Origin of the sequence: Collinsella aerofaciens, from assembly GCF_028206795.1 — a bacterium.
In the GTDB taxonomy this organism is placed as follows: domain Bacteria; phylum Actinomycetota; class Coriobacteriia; order Coriobacteriales; family Coriobacteriaceae; genus Collinsella; species Collinsella aerofaciens_AX.
In genome coordinates, this window is record NZ_JAQLFJ010000003.1 from 92,469 (window position 1) to 108,221 (window position 15,753).

Annotated in this window: 13 protein-coding genes; 8 read left to right on the forward strand and 5 right to left on the reverse strand. The window is 61.7% G+C overall.

The window, feature by feature from the left end; all coding sequences use genetic code 11:
* The 6 genes from nikR to PMX70_RS02750 all read left to right on the forward strand — a co-directional run bounded on the left by nikR (position 1) and on the right by PMX70_RS02750 (position 6,427).
* On the forward strand, positions 1-495 hold the full coding sequence (gene nikR, locus PMX70_RS02725; RefSeq protein WP_117757710.1) for a nickel-responsive transcriptional regulator NikR: 495 nt from the start codon (positions 1-3) through the stop codon (positions 493-495).
* A gap of 118 nt (positions 496-613) precedes the next feature.
* Positions 614-3,067: a carbamoyltransferase HypF gene (gene hypF, locus PMX70_RS02730; protein ID WP_271742803.1), complete on the forward strand. Its 2,454-nt coding sequence runs from the start codon at positions 614-616 to the stop codon at positions 3,065-3,067.
* 130 nt (positions 3,068-3,197) lie between these two features.
* Entirely contained in the window at positions 3,198-3,458 is a 261-nt protein-coding gene (locus PMX70_RS02735; RefSeq protein WP_055250830.1) for a HypC/HybG/HupF family hydrogenase formation chaperone, read from the forward strand.
* Complete coding sequence (gene hypD, locus PMX70_RS02740; protein WP_271742805.1) at positions 3,458-4,570, forward strand: hydrogenase formation protein HypD; 1,113 nt, start codon at positions 3,458-3,460, stop codon at positions 4,568-4,570. Before PMX70_RS02735 ends, hypD begins: the two co-directional genes overlap by 1 nt.
* Positions 4,571-4,618: 48 nt before the next feature.
* A complete protein-coding gene (gene hypE, locus PMX70_RS02745; RefSeq protein WP_271742806.1) occupies positions 4,619-5,653 on the forward strand; it encodes a hydrogenase expression/formation protein HypE in 1,035 nt (344 codons plus the stop codon).
* A 105-nt stretch (positions 5,654-5,758) separates the two neighbouring features.
* The gene (locus PMX70_RS02750) at positions 5,759-6,427 is read left to right on the forward strand and encodes an HAD family hydrolase (RefSeq protein ID WP_271742807.1); all 669 of its coding nucleotides are present in this window, start codon (positions 5,759-5,761) and stop codon (positions 6,425-6,427) included.
* A 493-nt stretch (positions 6,428-6,920) separates the two neighbouring features.
* Here PMX70_RS02750 and PMX70_RS02755 read toward each other — a convergent pair whose 3' ends face one another.
* The 4 genes from PMX70_RS02755 to PMX70_RS02770 all read right to left on the reverse strand — a co-directional run bounded on the left by PMX70_RS02755 (position 6,921) and on the right by PMX70_RS02770 (position 10,993).
* Complete coding sequence (locus PMX70_RS02755; protein ID WP_117757704.1) at positions 6,921-7,478, reverse strand: hypothetical protein; 558 nt, start codon at positions 7,476-7,478, stop codon at positions 6,921-6,923.
* A 235-nt stretch (positions 7,479-7,713) separates the two neighbouring features.
* The gene (locus PMX70_RS02760) at positions 7,714-8,250 is read right to left on the reverse strand and encodes a PTS sugar transporter subunit IIA (RefSeq protein WP_117790320.1); all 537 of its coding nucleotides are present in this window, start codon (positions 8,248-8,250) and stop codon (positions 7,714-7,716) included.
* Between the two features lie 140 nt (positions 8,251-8,390).
* A complete protein-coding gene (locus tag PMX70_RS02765; protein WP_117773710.1) occupies positions 8,391-9,830 on the reverse strand; it encodes a glycoside hydrolase family 1 protein in 1,440 nt (479 codons plus the stop codon).
* A gap of 170 nt (positions 9,831-10,000) precedes the next feature.
* Positions 10,001-10,993, reverse strand: a complete 993-nt coding sequence (locus PMX70_RS02770) for a helix-turn-helix domain-containing protein (protein ID WP_117817495.1) — start codon at positions 10,991-10,993, stop codon at positions 10,001-10,003.
* 114 nt (positions 10,994-11,107) lie between these two features.
* Here PMX70_RS02770 and PMX70_RS02775 point away from each other — a divergent pair, with 114 nt between their 5' ends.
* A complete protein-coding gene (locus PMX70_RS02775) occupies positions 11,108-13,699 on the forward strand; it encodes a hypothetical protein (RefSeq protein ID WP_271742808.1) in 2,592 nt (863 codons plus the stop codon).
* A 166-nt stretch (positions 13,700-13,865) separates the two neighbouring features.
* Positions 13,866-14,720 carry a MurR/RpiR family transcriptional regulator gene (locus tag PMX70_RS02780; protein ID WP_117839942.1) on the forward strand — a complete coding sequence of 285 codons (855 nt, stop codon included), beginning with the start codon at positions 13,866-13,868 and terminating at the stop codon, positions 14,718-14,720.
* A 144-nt stretch (positions 14,721-14,864) separates the two neighbouring features.
* On the opposite strand, the gene PMX70_RS02785 is transcribed toward PMX70_RS02780, so the two are convergent.
* The gene (locus tag PMX70_RS02785) at positions 14,865-15,485 is read right to left on the reverse strand and encodes a helix-turn-helix domain-containing protein (protein ID WP_117839941.1); all 621 of its coding nucleotides are present in this window, start codon (positions 15,483-15,485) and stop codon (positions 14,865-14,867) included.
* Positions 15,486-15,753 lie beyond the last annotated feature (268 nt).

Below are 15,753 nucleotides of genomic sequence, written 5' to 3' on the forward strand. Positions count from 1 at the left end.
GTGGCCGAGCACGAGCACGCGCACAATCACGGTGCGGACGACGATGCAAGCTGCCGCTACAGCGGCTCCAGCTCCGAGCTGGTCCGCTTTTCGGTCACCGCGCCCGACGACCTGCTGCGCCGCTTTGACGAGCAGATCGCGCGCCGCGGTGACGTGGCTAACCGATCCGAGGCCGTACGCGATCTGATTCGCGCCTCGATCGCCAAGGAGCAGATGCGCACGCCCGACGAGCAGGTCATCGGTTCGCTCACCATGATCTATGACCACCATACCGGCGATCTGACGCGCCGTCTGGACGAGGTGCAGCACGACTACACCGACGAGATTGTCTCGACCATGCACGTGCATCTGGACCACCACAACTGCCTGGAGATTCTGGCGCTCAAGGGTCGCGGCAAACGCGTCTATGAGCTAGCGGACCGGTTGCTGGGACTGCGCGGCGTTAAGCACGGCGAGCTCACCTGCGCCGCCACCAAGCAGAGCCTGGGGCTGTAGCGGGATTTCCCGCAGCGCACCTGCCAAAAAGGGACAGGTTTGTTTTGGCAGGTTTAGAAGTTTTACCGACCAAAATAAACCTGTCCCTTTTTGGTCGGTTTTGACGAGGGGAAGCCACATGCGGCATGTGCATATTCATGTGACGGGCATTGTGCAGGGCGTTGGCATGCGGCCATTTGTGTATCGCGAGGCTATGGCGCATGGCATCTGCGGCTGGGTGCTCAACGCGGGCGATGGCGTACACATCGAGGCGCATGCTTTGAGCGAGGCGCTCGACGAATTTGTCACCGCGCTGTCGGAGCACGCGCCGGCCGCAGCCCGCGTTGAGCATGTCGCTGTTGCAGACCTGGAGCCCGACGCTTGGGATGCCGACGATGAGCAGGTCTTTCGTATTGTAGCGTCACAGGATCAGACCGTGCACACGACGCTCATCTCCCCCGATATCGCCACCTGTGACGACTGCCTGCGCGAACTGTTCGACCCCGCCGACCGTCGCTATCACTACCCCTTTACCAACTGCACCAACTGCGGGCCGCGCTTTACCATCATCCGGTCGCTGCCTTATGACCGAGCGGCCACGTCGATGGATTGCTTTCCTATGTGCCCCGAGTGCGCTGCAGAGTATGGCGACCCGCTTGACCGGCGCTTTCATGCGCAGCCCGATGCCTGCTTTGACTGCGGGCCACATATTACCTGGCGCGAGGCGGCGGGCGACATGGAGCTCGAGGGCTCGGGGGCGATGCCGGCCGTCGGCAGCACGCGCGAAACCAGCGATGCCATTATTGACCGCTGTGTCGAGCTGCTGGCCAGCGGCGGTATTGTCGCCATCAAGGGGCTGGGCGGATTCCATCTGGCCTGCAACGCCGCCAATGAGCAGGCGGTGGTCGAGCTGCGCCGTCGCAAGCGCCGCAGCAACAAGCCGCTTGCCGTTATGGTGCGCAGCCTTGCCGATACTGAACGCCTGTGCCATGTCGATGATGCCGAGCGCGACTTGCTGGCCGGCAGCATCCGCCCCATTGTGCTGCTGCGCCGCCGTGTTGTTGGCGAGGGAGATTCCCCCGACGGCCTTACACTCGCGCCATCCGTCGCGCACGATCTACCCGATCTCGGCGTCATGCTCCCCTATACACCGCTTCAGCATCTGCTGCTTGCAGCTGCCTCGTCGCATGGCATGCACGCGCTGGTCATGACCAGCGGAAACCTGAGCGAGGAACCTATCGAGACCGACGATGCCCTTGCATGGGAACATCTTGTTGCCGCCGGCATCGCCGACGCGCTACTTGGCAACGACCGTGCGATTCTCTCACGCTACGACGACTCCGTGGTACGTGTGGTCGACGGCACCGTCATGCCTGTGCGTCGCGCACGCGGATATGCGCCGCAACCGTTGTCGCTGCCGGCGCTCGACGGCACTGCACCCTGCGTGCTCGCCTGCGGGCCGCAGCAAAAAGCCACGATCGCGCTCACGCGCGAGGACGCCGACGGCCATGTGGCCTGTTTTGTGTCGCAGCATATCGGCGATGTCGAAAACGGCGCGACCTTCGATGCCTGGAGCGCCGCCCGCGCACGTCTAGAAAACCTCTTTGACCTGACGCCTGCCGCCCTGGCATGCGACATGCATCCCAACTATCTATCGAGCCAGTGGGCGCGTGAGCGGGCACGGGAGCACAGTCTGCCGCTAATCGAAATCCAGCATCATCATGCGCACATCGCGAGCGTAATGGCAGAGGCGATTGTCGCTGGCCGGATTGCGCCTGATGCACGCGTCCTCGGTATTGCCTTCGATGGTACGGGTGCCGGCACCGACGGCACCATATGGGGCGGTGAGTTTCTTATCGCCGGCCTTGCCGATTTTGAACGCGCCGCGCACCTGCGCACCTGGGCGCTGCCAGGCGGAGCCACATCCGTGCGCGATGCCCGGCGCAATGCCTTTGCCCTGCTGAGCGAGCTCGGCCTGCTCGAGCATCCGGGTGCCGCGGGGCTATTGGGCACCCTCGACGAGCAAACACGCAGCGTGACAGCCACCATGATCGAGCGCGGCATCAACAGCCCGCGTACCAGCAGCATGGGTCGTCTCTTTGATGCCGCGGCAGCGATTCTGGGCATCTGCGACAAGGCAACCTACGAAGGCGAACCCGCCATAGAACTCGAAGCCGCCGCCTGGCGCGCGCTCGACGGTAAGACCGTTCGTCTCGACGGCAATCATACGGGCGTATTCACGTCTGCCGACGACTCCCCCATCTTGGACCCCCAACCGCTCATCGAAGCTCTTCTGAATGGAATCGAGGCAGGCGCGCCGGCCGACAGGCTCGCGCTCGACTTCCATATCGCCATCGTGCGCTCTTCGGCACGAATCGCACGCGAAATCTGCGCGCGCGAAGGCCTCGATACCGTCGCGCTCTCGGGCGGTGTGTTCATGAACCGGCTTTTGCTTCAGCTCCTTACCCACGAACTCAAAGACGCCGGTCTTGCCGTCTTGGTCCCCCATACTGTGCCCGTCAACGACGGCTGCATCGCCTACGGTCAGGCCGCCATCGCTCGCGCTCGCCTCGCGCAGACAGCATCGCGATAGGCGTTTTGCCAGCCTGCGCGCCGCCGTCTCACAGGTGTAACGCGTTTGCTCGTGACTCCCGCGAGCGCTACCATCAACTGATGGGTAATTAGGCGCCTATCCAGCGCAAAACGTATAAAAGGGGAACATTATGTGCCTTGCCGTTCCCGGCAAAGTGGTCAAACGCGACGACGACCTTAAGGCGACCGTCGACATGATGGGCATCGAGCGCCCCGTTTCGCTGCGCCTCGTGCCGACGGCACAGGTAGGCGACTATATTCTCGTGCACGCCGGCTTTGGCATTCAGATTGTCGACGAGCAGGAAGCCCAAGAGACACTCGAGCTCGTCAATACCATGACCGAGCTGGCCGAAGAGGACCAGCTCGCCACTAACCCGGCCGAGGCATACTAGTGGCGGCGGCGCAGCCGGTTCGCTCCGGTATCGACTTTTCGGCATTTCGCGACCCCAAGCTGGCTCGCGATCTCATCGATCGTATTCATGAGCTTGTCGGCAACCGCAGCATCAACCTTATGGAAGTCTGCGGCACGCATACCGTGAGCATCGGGCGCTATGGTTTTCGCTCCATTATGCCTGCCGGGCTCAAACTGCTGAGCGGTCCGGGTTGCCCCGTCTGCGTTACCGCCAACCGCGATATCGACCATGCAATCGCGCTCGCCAAGATGGACGGCGCCATCATCACCACCTTTGGCGACATGATGCGCGTGCCCGGATCGTCCACCTCGCTTGCCGCGCAAAAGGCCGCGGGGCGCGACATCCGCATCGTCTACTCTCCGCTCGACGCGCTCGACATTGCCGAGCAAAACCCCGATCGCCCGGTCATTTTTATGGGCGTGGGCTTTGAGACCACAACGCCCACCATCGCCGCCGCCATTTTGGAGGCCGATGCACGCGGGCTCCAGAACTTCTCGGTCTATTGCGCCCACAAGACCACGCCGCCGGCGCTATGCGCGATTGCCAACGATCCCGAGACCACCATCGACGGCTTTATCCTGCCGGGCCACGTCGCCACCATCACGGGCTTGGCCCCCTTTGGCTTTTTGGTCGACGAGTTTAAGACTCCAGGCGTGGTAACGGGATTTGAGCCGGTCGACATCTTGCAGGGTATCTGCATGCTGGTCCAGATGGTTGTCGAGGACAGGCCCGCGATCGACAACGCCTACCGCCGTGGCGTCAATGCCGACGGCAATCCCGTGGCGCGCCAGCTGGTCGAGCAGGTATTTGAGCCGTGCGATACCACATGGCGCGGATTGGGGCCGATTGCCAACTCGGGCCTTTCCATCCGCCCCGAGTTCTCGCGCTTTGATGCCCGTGCTCGCTTTGACGTGCCCGTTGAGGCGACGGTCGAGCCGCGCGGGTGCCGCTGCGGCGACGTGCTGCGCGGGGCCATTGCGCCGAGCAGCTGCCCGCTCTTTGGCCGCACCTGCACGCCCGAGCACCCCGTCGGCCCGTGCATGGTGAGCTCCGAGGGCAGCTGCGCGGCGTACTACCGCTACCGCGACTAGCCCGGACACACCCGCACACCGGCACCACCCACGATTGGAGTTTTCGATATGTCCCATAGCGTTACCGATAGCACCGTCCTGCTGGGCCACGGCTCCGGCGGCCAGATGATGAAACGCATCATCGATGAGGTCTTTTTGGATGCCTTTGGGTCGCCCGAGCTGCTCGAAGGCAACGACGCCGGCGTCGCCGCGCTGCCCGCGAGCGGGCGCATCGCCATGTCGACCGACAGCTTTGTAGTCTCGCCGCAGTTCTTCCCCGGTGGCAACATCGGACGTCTTGCCGTTTGCGGAACCGTTAACGACGTCGCGACCTCGGGCGCTAACGTGCGCTACCTCTCATGCGGCTTCATCCTCGAAGAGGGCTACCCCATGGATAAGCTCCGCCAAATTGTGCAGACGATGGCCGAGACAGCGCGCGAGGCAGGTGTGAAGATTATCACCGGCGACACCAAGGTGGTCGAGCGCGGCGGGGCCGACGGCGTCTACATCAATACCGCCGGCGTGGGCGAGGTGCCCGCGGGCGTGGCGCTCAGCGGCGCCAACTGCCAGCCTGGCGATGTCATCCTGGTGTCGGGTACACTCGGCGACCACGGTATCGCCATCATGAGTCAGCGCGAGGGTCTGGCGTTTTCGAGCACCATCGAAAGCGACGCCGCGCCGCTCAACCACCTGATTGCCGACGTCTTGGCCGCAGCGCCTGACACGCGCTGCTTCCGCGACCCCACGCGCGGTGGCCTGGCCTCGACGCTCAACGAGTTTGCGCAGGCCAGCGGCGTTGCCATGGAGGTCGACGAGGATGCAGTGCCCGTGCGCCCCGACGTGCAGGCAGCCTGCGAGATGCTCGGCTACGATGTGTTGCAGGTGGCAAACGAGGGCAAGATGGTCGCCTTGGTGCCGGCCGAACAGGCAGATGCGGCACTGGCCGCCATGCGCGCCGCCCGCTACGGAGAAAACGCCGCCATCATCGGCCGCGTTTTGCCGCTTGCCAAGGGCGCCCGTCCCGCCGTGCGCGTACACACCGGCTGGGGCTCGACCCGCATCCTCGACATGCTCGTAGGAGAGCAGCTGCCGAGGATTTGCTAACGACAAAGGCTCAGGGCTATTAAAGATATTCAGATTCCAAACATGCCCGGCACGCATGCCCAGTATCATGGGGTGCGTTTTACAACTCAAGCGGCAGGAGCACCCATGGCAGCAGCTTTTTCCCATGTGATTTTTGACCTGGACGGCACCATTCTCAACACGCTCGAGGACCTGGCGGCCGCCGGCAACCATACCTGCGAGATGCACGGCTGGCCCACGTTTGCCGTAGACGAGTACCGCTACAAGGTGGGAAACGGCATGCTCAAGCTGGTTGAGCGTTTTATGCCTGCCGAATATGCGGGCGACGGTCGCATGTTTGAGCAGACGCTTGCCGAGTTTAGGGCTTACTACGGCGAGCACAAGGAGGACCACACCGCCCCCTATGCCGGCACGATCGAGATGCTCGACCGTCTGCGCACAGCGGGCGTTCAGCTTGCCGTGCTCACCAACAAGGATCATATTTCGGCAGCCCCGCTTATCGAGAAATACTTTGGCCCCGATCGCTTTGCGCTGGTACAGGGCCGTGTGGGCGCATTTCCGCCCAAGCCCGAGGCACCCGTCACGTTGCATGTGATGAAAGAGCTGGGCGCCGATCCGGCAACCACGCTCTATGTGGGCGATTCGAATGTCGATGTTCTGACCGGCCACAACGCCGGCCTTAAGAGCGCGGGCGTCAGCTGGGGCTTCCGCGGCCGCGCAGAGCTGGAAGCCGCCGGCGCCGACTACGTGGTAGATACGCAGGACGAACTCGCCGAGCTAATCTTGGGCGAGTAGCGAGCGACACCGCTTAACGCAGCTGCGACAATTCTTCCACGCGGAAAGTGCATCCCGTTTTGGAGCTCCGAAATGGGATGCACTTTCCGTTTGAGGCGCGTCGGGGAAACCGTATCCCGTTTCAGAGCAATATTCCGGGTCGCGGTTTCCGCAACCCGCCCCATCCGGAAACCGCGACCCGGAATTCGGCCAAAAAACCGGGTCGCATTTTCCCGAGCATTTGATACGGCGTTGATACAAGGAGTGTCCCCAACTGCCGGCAGAAAAGGAACGTCCCCAAGTGCCGCCTCAATGACTACCATGGCAACGCCGCAGGTAGAGGACGGGCAGCGAGCGGGCACCAGTGCGAACAAATTGGCATGAAAAGAGGACGGTATAGACCTTCTGGTCATGCCGTCCTCTTTGAATGACAAGTTGTCGCTCTGGTGCCCGCGCAGCGTCGGGCAGTTACGGCGTTTGGTAAAACGCCGTAACGAACTACCGCGTAACTCCCCTAGCTCATCATCGCATTCATCATCTCGGTGGTTGCGGAATCGTCAGCAGACCACTCGCCATCGTCATTGGCGGTGTACTTGAAGGTAACCTTGGTGTCCTTGGTCTTAGCGGCCTTGGTCACGTCGACCATGACCTGGCCGGCCATCTTGTACAGGTCGTCCTCGGAAGGCATCGTATCGAGCGCCGCGATCTTCTCCTGATACTGGGTGGCGAAATCTTCAACGATCTTGTTCATGGACTTGCAGGTAATGGTGACATCGGCAGTCGCGGTGCCCTTGTCCTCGTCGACCGTCACATCGCCGATCTTGTAGTCAAAACCCTCGAGATAGCTCTTGGCGTACTCCTTGGGATCGATGCCCAGCTGCTCGAACTCGTCGCCCGAGGCCTCTTCCAGGCCGGCGAGGAAGTCGTCGCCGCCGTTCTTGACCTCGTCAAACTGCGTCGTAAGATCCTCGGTGATGAGCTCCTCAACCGAAGGACCTCCGCAGCCGGAAAGCACAACCACGCACGCGACCAGAACAGCCATCAGGGGCGCAAGCAGCAGCTTCTTCTTCATGACATTCCTCCCAACAAGCGGCACCGCGCTTCCCGACGCGGTGCGCGTCGTAACAATAAGGCCATACTAGCCGATAACGAACACCCCCGGCAAAGCAAAGGCGCAGTCGGCTCGATTTAACGTCCGAACGGTTTACCGGTCCGCCCAACGCGCAATAAAACGTTCCGCCGCATTGCAATAAAAAAGGGCGGCCGGATAACCCGACCACCCCAAAACACCCTTATGTTGCCGCAGACTACTTGCGGACGACCTTGACGATGGCATCGCCAGCGGAGACAGCGGAGTCAGCCTCGACGGCGAGCTCGACGTCGGCGAACTCGGCGGTGTTGGACACAGCCACGACGACGCAGTCCTTGTAGCCGGCAGCGGCGATCTTGGCGCGGTCGATCTTGAGCATGGGCTGGCCAGCCTTAACGACATCGTCGGCCTTGACGAAGCCCTCGAAGCCATCGCCGTTCATGTTGACGGTATCGACGCCAACGTGCACCAGAACCTCGATGCCGCTATCGGACTGCAGGCCCACGGCGTGACCCATGGTGACGGTCACCTTGCCGTCGCAGGGAGCGTAGACCAGGTCGTCCTCGGGCCACACGGCGCAGCCCTTGCCCAGAACCTCGCCACCAAAGACGGGATCGGGCACGTCGGCCATCTTGATGACCTTGCCCTTGACGGGCGAGCACAGCACGTCGGCGCCGGCAGAAGCAGAGATGGAGGACGGAGCAGCGGCAGTCGCGGGCTCAGCCTTCTTCTTGAACATGTCAAACAGACCCATACGTTTTCTCCTCTTGATTAAGCGCAACGTTGTGCGCATGCCTATGGTGATTATAGTGCCAAATGGTTCAAATGCTAAGGTGGGGACTCGAATCGCGAGCCCATCCCAACGCTTTTCCCCGGTGGCACTCATATTGTCGATTAATCCAGGCCCTCGGCACCGTTGGACTTGATGATCTTCTGGTAGGCGTAGAAGCTGTCCTTGCGGCGTCGCTCGTAGGTACCGGTGCCGTCGTCGTACTTATCGACGTGGATAAAGCCGTAGCGCTTGCGCATCTCGCCGGTGCCGGCGGAAACCAGGTCGATGGGGCCCCACCAGGTGTAGGCGATCAGGTCGACGCCGTCGGCAATGGCCTCGCCCATGGCCTTGACGTGGCTCTGCAAGTAGGCGATACGATACGGGTCGTGGATGGAGCCGTCCTCCTCGACCTCATCGTAGGCGCCCATGCCATTCTCGACCACCATCAGCGGAATCTCGTAGCGGGCGTAAATCTCGTTGAGGGCGATGCGCAGGCCCAGCGGATCGATCTGCCAGCCCCAGTCGGTGGACTCCAGATAGGGATTCTTGCCGCCAAAGGTCATGTTGCCCTCGGTCATCTCGTGATCCTTGTGGGTGCCCACGGTGCCGGACATGTAGTAGCTAAAGGTGTAGAAATCGACCTTGCCGTCGGCGATATCCTGCAGGTCACCGTCCTCCATCACAAGCTCGACATCGTTCTCGGCCCAGAAGCGCTTGGCATAGAACGGATACTTGCCGCGCACCTGCACGTCGGAGCAGTACCAGTTCATGGTATTCATCTCCTGCTGCGTGGCGAACACGTCGGCCGGATCGCACGTGGCGGCATAGGAGAGGATGAAGCAGTCCATGTTGCCCATCTTAAACTGCGGATAGTGCTCGTGGGCATAGCGCACGACGCGGCCGCTGGCGACAAACTGGTGATGCAGGGCCTGCATACGGGCCTGCGGCGTGGTGTGGACCGCCGAAGCCGGGCCCTCAAAGCCCTGGATCATGCTGGTCCCAAAGAGGTTGCCCATGTCCTGGGTGCCGCAGTTGATCTCGTTGAAGGTGAGCCAGAACTTGACCTTGTCCTGATAGCGGTCGAAGACGGTCTGGCAGTACTTCTCAAAGAAGCCGATGAGCTCGCGGCTCGCCCAGCCGTTGTATTTCTCGACCAGGTGATAAGGCATCTCGTAGTGCGACAGGGTCACGAGCGGCTCGATATTGTGAGCGCGCAGGCAGTCGAAGACGCGGTCGTAAAAGGCGAGGCCGGCCTCGTTGGGCTCGGCGTCGTCGCCGTTGGGGAAGATGCGGCTCCAAGAGATGGACATGCGGAACATGTTGAAGCCCATCTCGGCGAACAGCGCGATGTCCTCCTCGTAGTGATGGTAGAAATCGATGCCGTCATGGTTGGGGTAGAAGCGGTTAGGGTCGATGTCGATCGTAATCTGGCGCGGCTCCTTGTAGCTGCCACCCAAGAAGTGGTCGTCGACCGACGGACCGCGGCCGTCAACGTTCCAAGCGCCCTCAAACTGATTGGCGGCCGTGGCGCCGCCCCAATAGAAACCCTCGGGGAATCCCATAAGTGCCTCCTCGCTCATGCGTGTTGCTGATGAAACGAGTATGCCGCCGAGTCGCTCCAGGCCAGGGCGAAGGCGCCGATTTGGACACTTCTTTTCGCAGACGCGCGCTGCAACAGCGCTGCAGCTGAAACTTTTTGACACCGAAGGAGCGAAGACAATCCGCCCCGCGCTTACCGGCGGTATGCCGCGGGGGTGCAGCCATACTTGTCGTGAAACTTACGGTAGAAGAAGCTCATGTTTTCATAGCCCACCGCATGCGCAGCCGCCCCGGCCGTGGCGCCGCCGCGCAGAAGCTCGGCCGCACGTACCAGGCGTCGCTCCTGCACAAGCTGCCTAAAGGTCTTGCCCACATGCCGCTTGAGGAGCGCCGTCGCATAATTAGGGCTCAAGCCAAACTCCGCCGCCATCCCCTCGAGGGAGCATGCAGCGAATTCGCGATCGATATAGCCAAGCATTCCCGTCACCAGGGCAGTGGGCCCCGCTGCGCCGTCCGCCGCGCCGCGCACCAGCTCGCGCTCGTAGCAATCCATGAGCTCGGCCAAAAACAGCTGAAACAGACGCAAGACGATCTCGGGACCGTTGGGGCTCGGGTCGTACAGCTCGCAGAGCATCTCCTGCATGTAGCGCCGAATCCGACGGCTCTCGCCGCAATGAAAACGGACATGGCCCCGATGGTCCGTCTCGCTGTTGAGCGCGTTGAACAAAAACCGCGAGACCGCGCTCTCGCGCGAGAGGCTCGACTCGAGACTCCGGCGCAAAAAAGAGCGTGAAACGGTCATGCTCAGCATGATGTCGTCCTCACCAAGCGCCGCCACGGCATGCGGGCAGAGGGCGTCGAGCAAAAGCACCTCGTTGCGGCCCAGCTCGAGCCTCTCCCCCGCCACCGTCTGCGGGCAGCGTCCGCGATACACATAGCTCAGCTCCACGTAATCATGCACGTGCTCGGGAACTGCATTAAAGCGCGAGTTTTTCCTTATCGTCAGGCCACGCGGCATGCCGGGCTGGGCATAGGCAAACCCTGGCTGGCCAATCTTGCGCACTGGGCATCCGTCGATTTCGACATGCTCGGTCATAATCGACCAATCAAATGCCATGCCGTCTTTATAAGCGATCTCACTGGCGCTCAGTTCGTTGAGCCTACGCTCGAGCTCGTCGATCTCCATGGCTTGCCAATCGTTGATTTGGTCATAGTTCGTCGTGATTCAGATATTAGCAGAACGCGCTGACATGTCCATAATCTGTGCTATGCAGCAGATCGATCGAGCCAAGGAGGATCCATGACCGCGTACTATCAGCAGGTGCTCGAGGGCACATACGACAACCACGTGCTTCCGTTTTTGTGGATGAAGGGCGAGAGCCATAAGACCATTGCCGAGTATCTGGAAAAGATCGCCAGCGCCGACATCCACGAGGTCTGTCTCGAAAGCCGCCCACACCCCGATTTTTGCGGCGAGGGCTGGTGGCGCGACTTGCGCTTTGTCATTGACGAGTGCAAGCAGCTGGGCCTTAAGCTCTGGATCTTGGACGACGCGCACTTCCCCACGGGCTTTGCCAACGGCGCCGTCAAGGAGGCCGTGCCCGAGCTCCGCAAGATCGTGCTCACGCACCGCACGTTCGACATCGTGGGCCCCACGTCCGCCGCGAGCATCGCGCTCGCCAACATGCTCGACAAAACGGAGCGCTTCTACGGCGTGACATTTATGCAGGACGGCAGCCCCGTCGACGTCGCTTACCGAGTAATCGACGATGCAAACGGCAACCCCAGCCGCCTGGTCTTCGATGCGCCTGCGGGCCTCACGCAGGCATGCGTGATGTTCACGAGCGGCAAGACCTCCTACAACGAGGACTATATCAATATGGTCGACCGCGCCTCGGTGGCGCGGCTCATCGATGCTGTCTACGAGCCGCATTTTGAGCATCTGGGCGATGAGTTTGGCAAGACGATCCTGGGCTTTTTCTCCGATGAGCCCGGATTTGCCAACGAGAAGGGCACCACGGGCCCCGATGGCATCTCGGACACGCTCATCGGCAAGGCCACCGCGCCCCTACCCTGGTCGGTCGAGCTTGAGCGTCGCCTACGAGCGGCACTGGGCGAGCGCTACCTGGCCGAGCTCCCGCACCTGTGGGACCGCGAGCCGGCCGGCGCGCACGTACGCCACGTCTATATGGACATCGCGAGCACCCTCTATAAGGAGTGCTTCTGCGACCAGCTCGGAGACTGGTGCCGCGCGCGCGGCGTGCAGTACATCGGCCACGTTATCGAGGACAAGGACTGCCACGCGCGCCTGGGCGTGGGCGCCGGGCACTACTTCCGCGCCGTGGGCGGTCAGGACATGGCGGGCGTCGACATCGTGATCAACCAGCTGGTGCCTGGCATGGACCGCGGCCTTCACAGCTACGGGCGCGGCGTGTGGGACCTCGAGTTCTATAACTACGTGCTGCCCAAGCTGGGCTCCTCGGCAGCACACCTCGACCCCAAAAAGCAGGGGCGTTGCATGGCCGAGGTCTTTGGCGCATTTGGATGGCACGAAGGCCTACGCGAGATGAAGTGGATCGCCGATCATTTTTTGGTGCGCGGCGTCAATTGGTTTGTGCCGCATGCCTTTAGCATGGCCGCCTTCCCCGACTGGGACTGCCCGCCGCATTTCTATGCGCATGGCCAAAACCCCCAGTTTGCACACTTTGGGCAGCTCATGAGCTACATGAACCGTACGGCGAGCCTGCTGAGCGGCGGGCGCGCAACGACCCCGGTGGCGCTTCTCTACCATGCGGACGCCGAGTGGGCAGGCGAGGCGAACTTTATGCAGCATGCCGCCTCCGAGCTTTTGCGCGCGCAGGTCGACTTTGACATCGTGCCGGCAGAGGCATTTGAGGACGCAGGGCGCTATGCCGTTGAAATTGCCGCAGACGGTAGCGGCTTTAGCGTGAACGGCCAGGCATACCGCTGCCTGGTGATGCCCGGAGCCGAGTTTGCCGGCGGAGCCGTGCTCGACTTTGCCGCGCGTGCCGCAGCCGCAGGTGTTGCCGTGTACGCGCTGGATGAGTTGCCGAACAAGCGCTACGACGGTGACACTGCAGGCCGCGAGGGCTTTGCCTCCCTGGATGCAACCGCGCTCGCCGACATCAAGCTCCTGGCGACCACCGAGCTCGCAGACACACTTGCCAATACCGGCATGCAGACCTTGGTTTGCGCCGAGCCCCAGCCCTGGCTGCGCGCACTGCGCTACGAGCGGGCGGGCGAGAGCTATCTGATGCTCGTCAACGAGCATCCCAAGCAGGGTATCTCCACTCAGATTGCGCTTGCCGACGGCACACCCGTTGCAGGCGCGCGCCTCGACCTGCTCAACGGCACCGAGCCCGCCGCCTTTGACGGCACGCTCGAGCTGGCTCCCTACGAGAGCTGCATCGTGGTCCTTGGGGCTACAGGTTCCGCCGGCGCGACAACCGCTGGAACCGAAGCCGCATGCATCGACGGGCCCTGGACGGTTGCCTTCTCTACCCCTGGCACCGATGCCTTTGGCGAGTCTGTTGAGCTTGCAGACCTGCACGACCTTTCCTCGGCCGAGTTCCCCGGCAAGGCCGGCACATTCCGCTACCAGGCTTCCTTTGTCCTGGACGAAGCGGCCACCCGCACCGTCATCGACTTTGGCGAGGTCTTTGAGACCGAAACCGTCACCCTCGACGGCAAATCCCTCGGCACGCGCATCTGTCCGCCTTACCGCTTTGAGGCCGGCGCGCTTTTGGCCGGCGAGCACGCGCTTACGATCGATATCATCAACACCCTCGACCATGCCGTCCCCGACATGTTCGGCATGACCGAGCCCTCCGAGCCCAGCGGCCTCTTGGGGCCCGTACGTGTGCTCGGGTAACGCCCCGGGCGCAAACGGCCCAACAAGGACAGTGCCCCCATGTTGAGCCCGCACGGCGTCGAGCGGTCCGTCGTTCATAGACCGGCGGACCAAAACTCCCAGCCAAGCCGAACGTTTTATTTATCGTTATGATTGGTTTATCGCGACGCAAACGCATAGGAGCCATATGGATATCAGGCGAAAGATCACGCAGGGCAAAAGCCTCACCCCCACCGAGCAACAACTTGGGCAAACGGCCCTCGCCATGGGCGAGGATGTGCGCGGGCTTTCCATTAAGGAATTTGCCGCGTGCGCCAACGTTTCGGTCGCGAGCGTGCACCGCTTTTGCAAAAAGCTCGGCCTCGAGGGATTCAAAGACCTCAAGGTCGAGCTCATCCGCCAGGCGACCGAGGCGGGCAATCGGCGCGACGTGGACATCAACTTTCCCTTCGATGCCACCTCCACCCCCGCACAGGTAATGGAGCGCATGGAGGGGCTCTACCAGACCACCTTGGCCGAAACGCAGGAACTGCTCGACCCCGCACAGCTCGACTACGCCGCCAAGCTCGTCATGCGCGCCGACACCGTGGACATCTACACGGGCTCGCATAACCTGTATCCAGCGGGAATGTTCCGCGATCGCTTGCTTTCCGCCGGTAAAAGCGCGACGTGCTACGGCAGCGTCGAGGCGCAGGTGCGTACGGCGCTCGCCTCGGGCCCCGACCATGTGGCGATTGTCATCTCCTACAGCGGCCTTGCCCCCAACCTCAGGGAGATCTTGCCGATCCTCAGCAGTCGACGCGTCCCGGTCATCGTCATCGGCACACCGTACTGCGCCCGCATTCACCCCGGCTTTGCCGCCTATCTCATGGTGAGCGACCACGAGAGTATGACGCACCGCATCACGCAGTTCGCCAGCCACATCGCCGTGCAATACGTGCTCGATTCGCTCTACAGCAGCTACTTTGCCAAAGATTACGCCCGCTGTTCCGAGTTCCTCGAGCGGTCGTTTCCCTACACCCGCCTGCCCGGGCTCAAGTAACGACGAGCGTGGATTTTTGGACACTCAGATAACGAGCGTGGATAATCTCCCACTTTGAGCCCGCACACAGGCCAAAACCGGGAGATTATCCACGCTCATTTTGGGTCCCCTGGGAAACGCATGAGGAGGGCGGATAGACAGCCGTTATTTGCGAGGCGTCAGCGACGTAAAGAGCCCGTGTTGGTTGCAGTAAAGATATATCCTGCCGCGCCCGGTAATATGGAAGCGCGGCTGCACCGATTGCTCTGGATAGAGCTTCTTAAAGCAGACGCCGTCCATAGTCGCATATGCCACAAAGCTAATGTAGTGATCCTTGGTCATGGGATGATCGAGCGTGACGTACCAATCGTCCTCGATGCGCTCGATGGAAAAGGCGTGGTCCGCGTCCGGCTCTTCGGCCTCCTGGGGAAACATCGTGGAGCCACAGCAGCTAAAGCTGCCTTCTCCGAGCGCGTGCACAACGTTTCCGCAGATAGGGCAAACGTAAAAGACGCCTTTGAGCATATTGCCTGCACGGTTGGCGTTGGCCCGAATGTCACCAGCCAAAAGCTCAGCCACGCTTATGCCGAGTCTCTGGGCCAAAGGCTCAACGAGGGAAATGTCGGGAAGGCCGCGGCCGGATTCCCACTTGCTGACGGCTTTATCGGTCACACCAAGGCTTTCCGCCAGGGCGCGCTGGGTGAGGCCGCGCTCTTCGCGCAGCTGCTTAATGGCATGCGCTGCCAAAAAAGTATGGGAGGCATTGGTTTGCCGTGTCTGGTTCATGGGCTGTCCAATCAAATTGAAGAAATGGAGTGAACCGGTTCGACAGTCAGTATCCATTTGAAGGCCAGGCTCGACAACCTACGCTGCGTAGACATGCGCCAATCGAACGAGCGCGGATTTTTGGACACTCATCCTGAGTAGTCATTTAAGAACGTCCCCAATGACTACTCATTTATGTCTGTCCCCAATGACTACCACGGCAACGCCGATGTTTTGGTAGCGACAGCGAAAACCCGCCAGAGCGAGCAAGGTGCCTTGAAACGAGGCG

Coding starts and splice junctions, on each gene's coding strand:
- PMX70_RS02750 (WP_271742807.1), top strand. CDS start 5,759: ATGGCAGCAGCTTTTTCCCATGTGATTTTTGACCTGGACGGCACCATT.
- PMX70_RS02775 (WP_271742808.1), top strand. CDS start 11,108: ATGACCGCGTACTATCAGCAGGTGCTCGAGGGCACATACGACAACCAC.
- hypE (WP_271742806.1), top strand. CDS start 4,619: ATGTCCCATAGCGTTACCGATAGCACCGTCCTGCTGGGCCACGGCTCC.
- hypF (WP_271742803.1), top strand. CDS start 614: ATGCGGCATGTGCATATTCATGTGACGGGCATTGTGCAGGGCGTTGGC.
- PMX70_RS02760 (WP_117790320.1), bottom strand. CDS start 8,250: ATGGGTCTGTTTGACATGTTCAAGAAGAAGGCTGAGCCCGCGACTGCC.
- PMX70_RS02755 (WP_117757704.1), bottom strand. CDS start 7,478: ATGAAGAAGAAGCTGCTGCTTGCGCCCCTGATGGCTGTTCTGGTCGCG.
- PMX70_RS02785 (WP_117839941.1), bottom strand. CDS start 15,485: ATGAACCAGACACGGCAAACCAATGCCTCCCATACTTTTTTGGCAGCG.
- PMX70_RS02735 (WP_055250830.1), top strand. CDS start 3,198: ATGTGCCTTGCCGTTCCCGGCAAAGTGGTCAAACGCGACGACGACCTT.
- PMX70_RS02765 (WP_117773710.1), bottom strand. CDS start 9,830: ATGGGATTCCCCGAGGGTTTCTATTGGGGCGGCGCCACGGCCGCCAAT.
- PMX70_RS02770 (WP_117817495.1), bottom strand. CDS start 10,993: ATGGAGATCGACGAGCTCGAGCGTAGGCTCAACGAACTGAGCGCCAGT.
- PMX70_RS02780 (WP_117839942.1), top strand. CDS start 13,866: ATGGATATCAGGCGAAAGATCACGCAGGGCAAAAGCCTCACCCCCACC.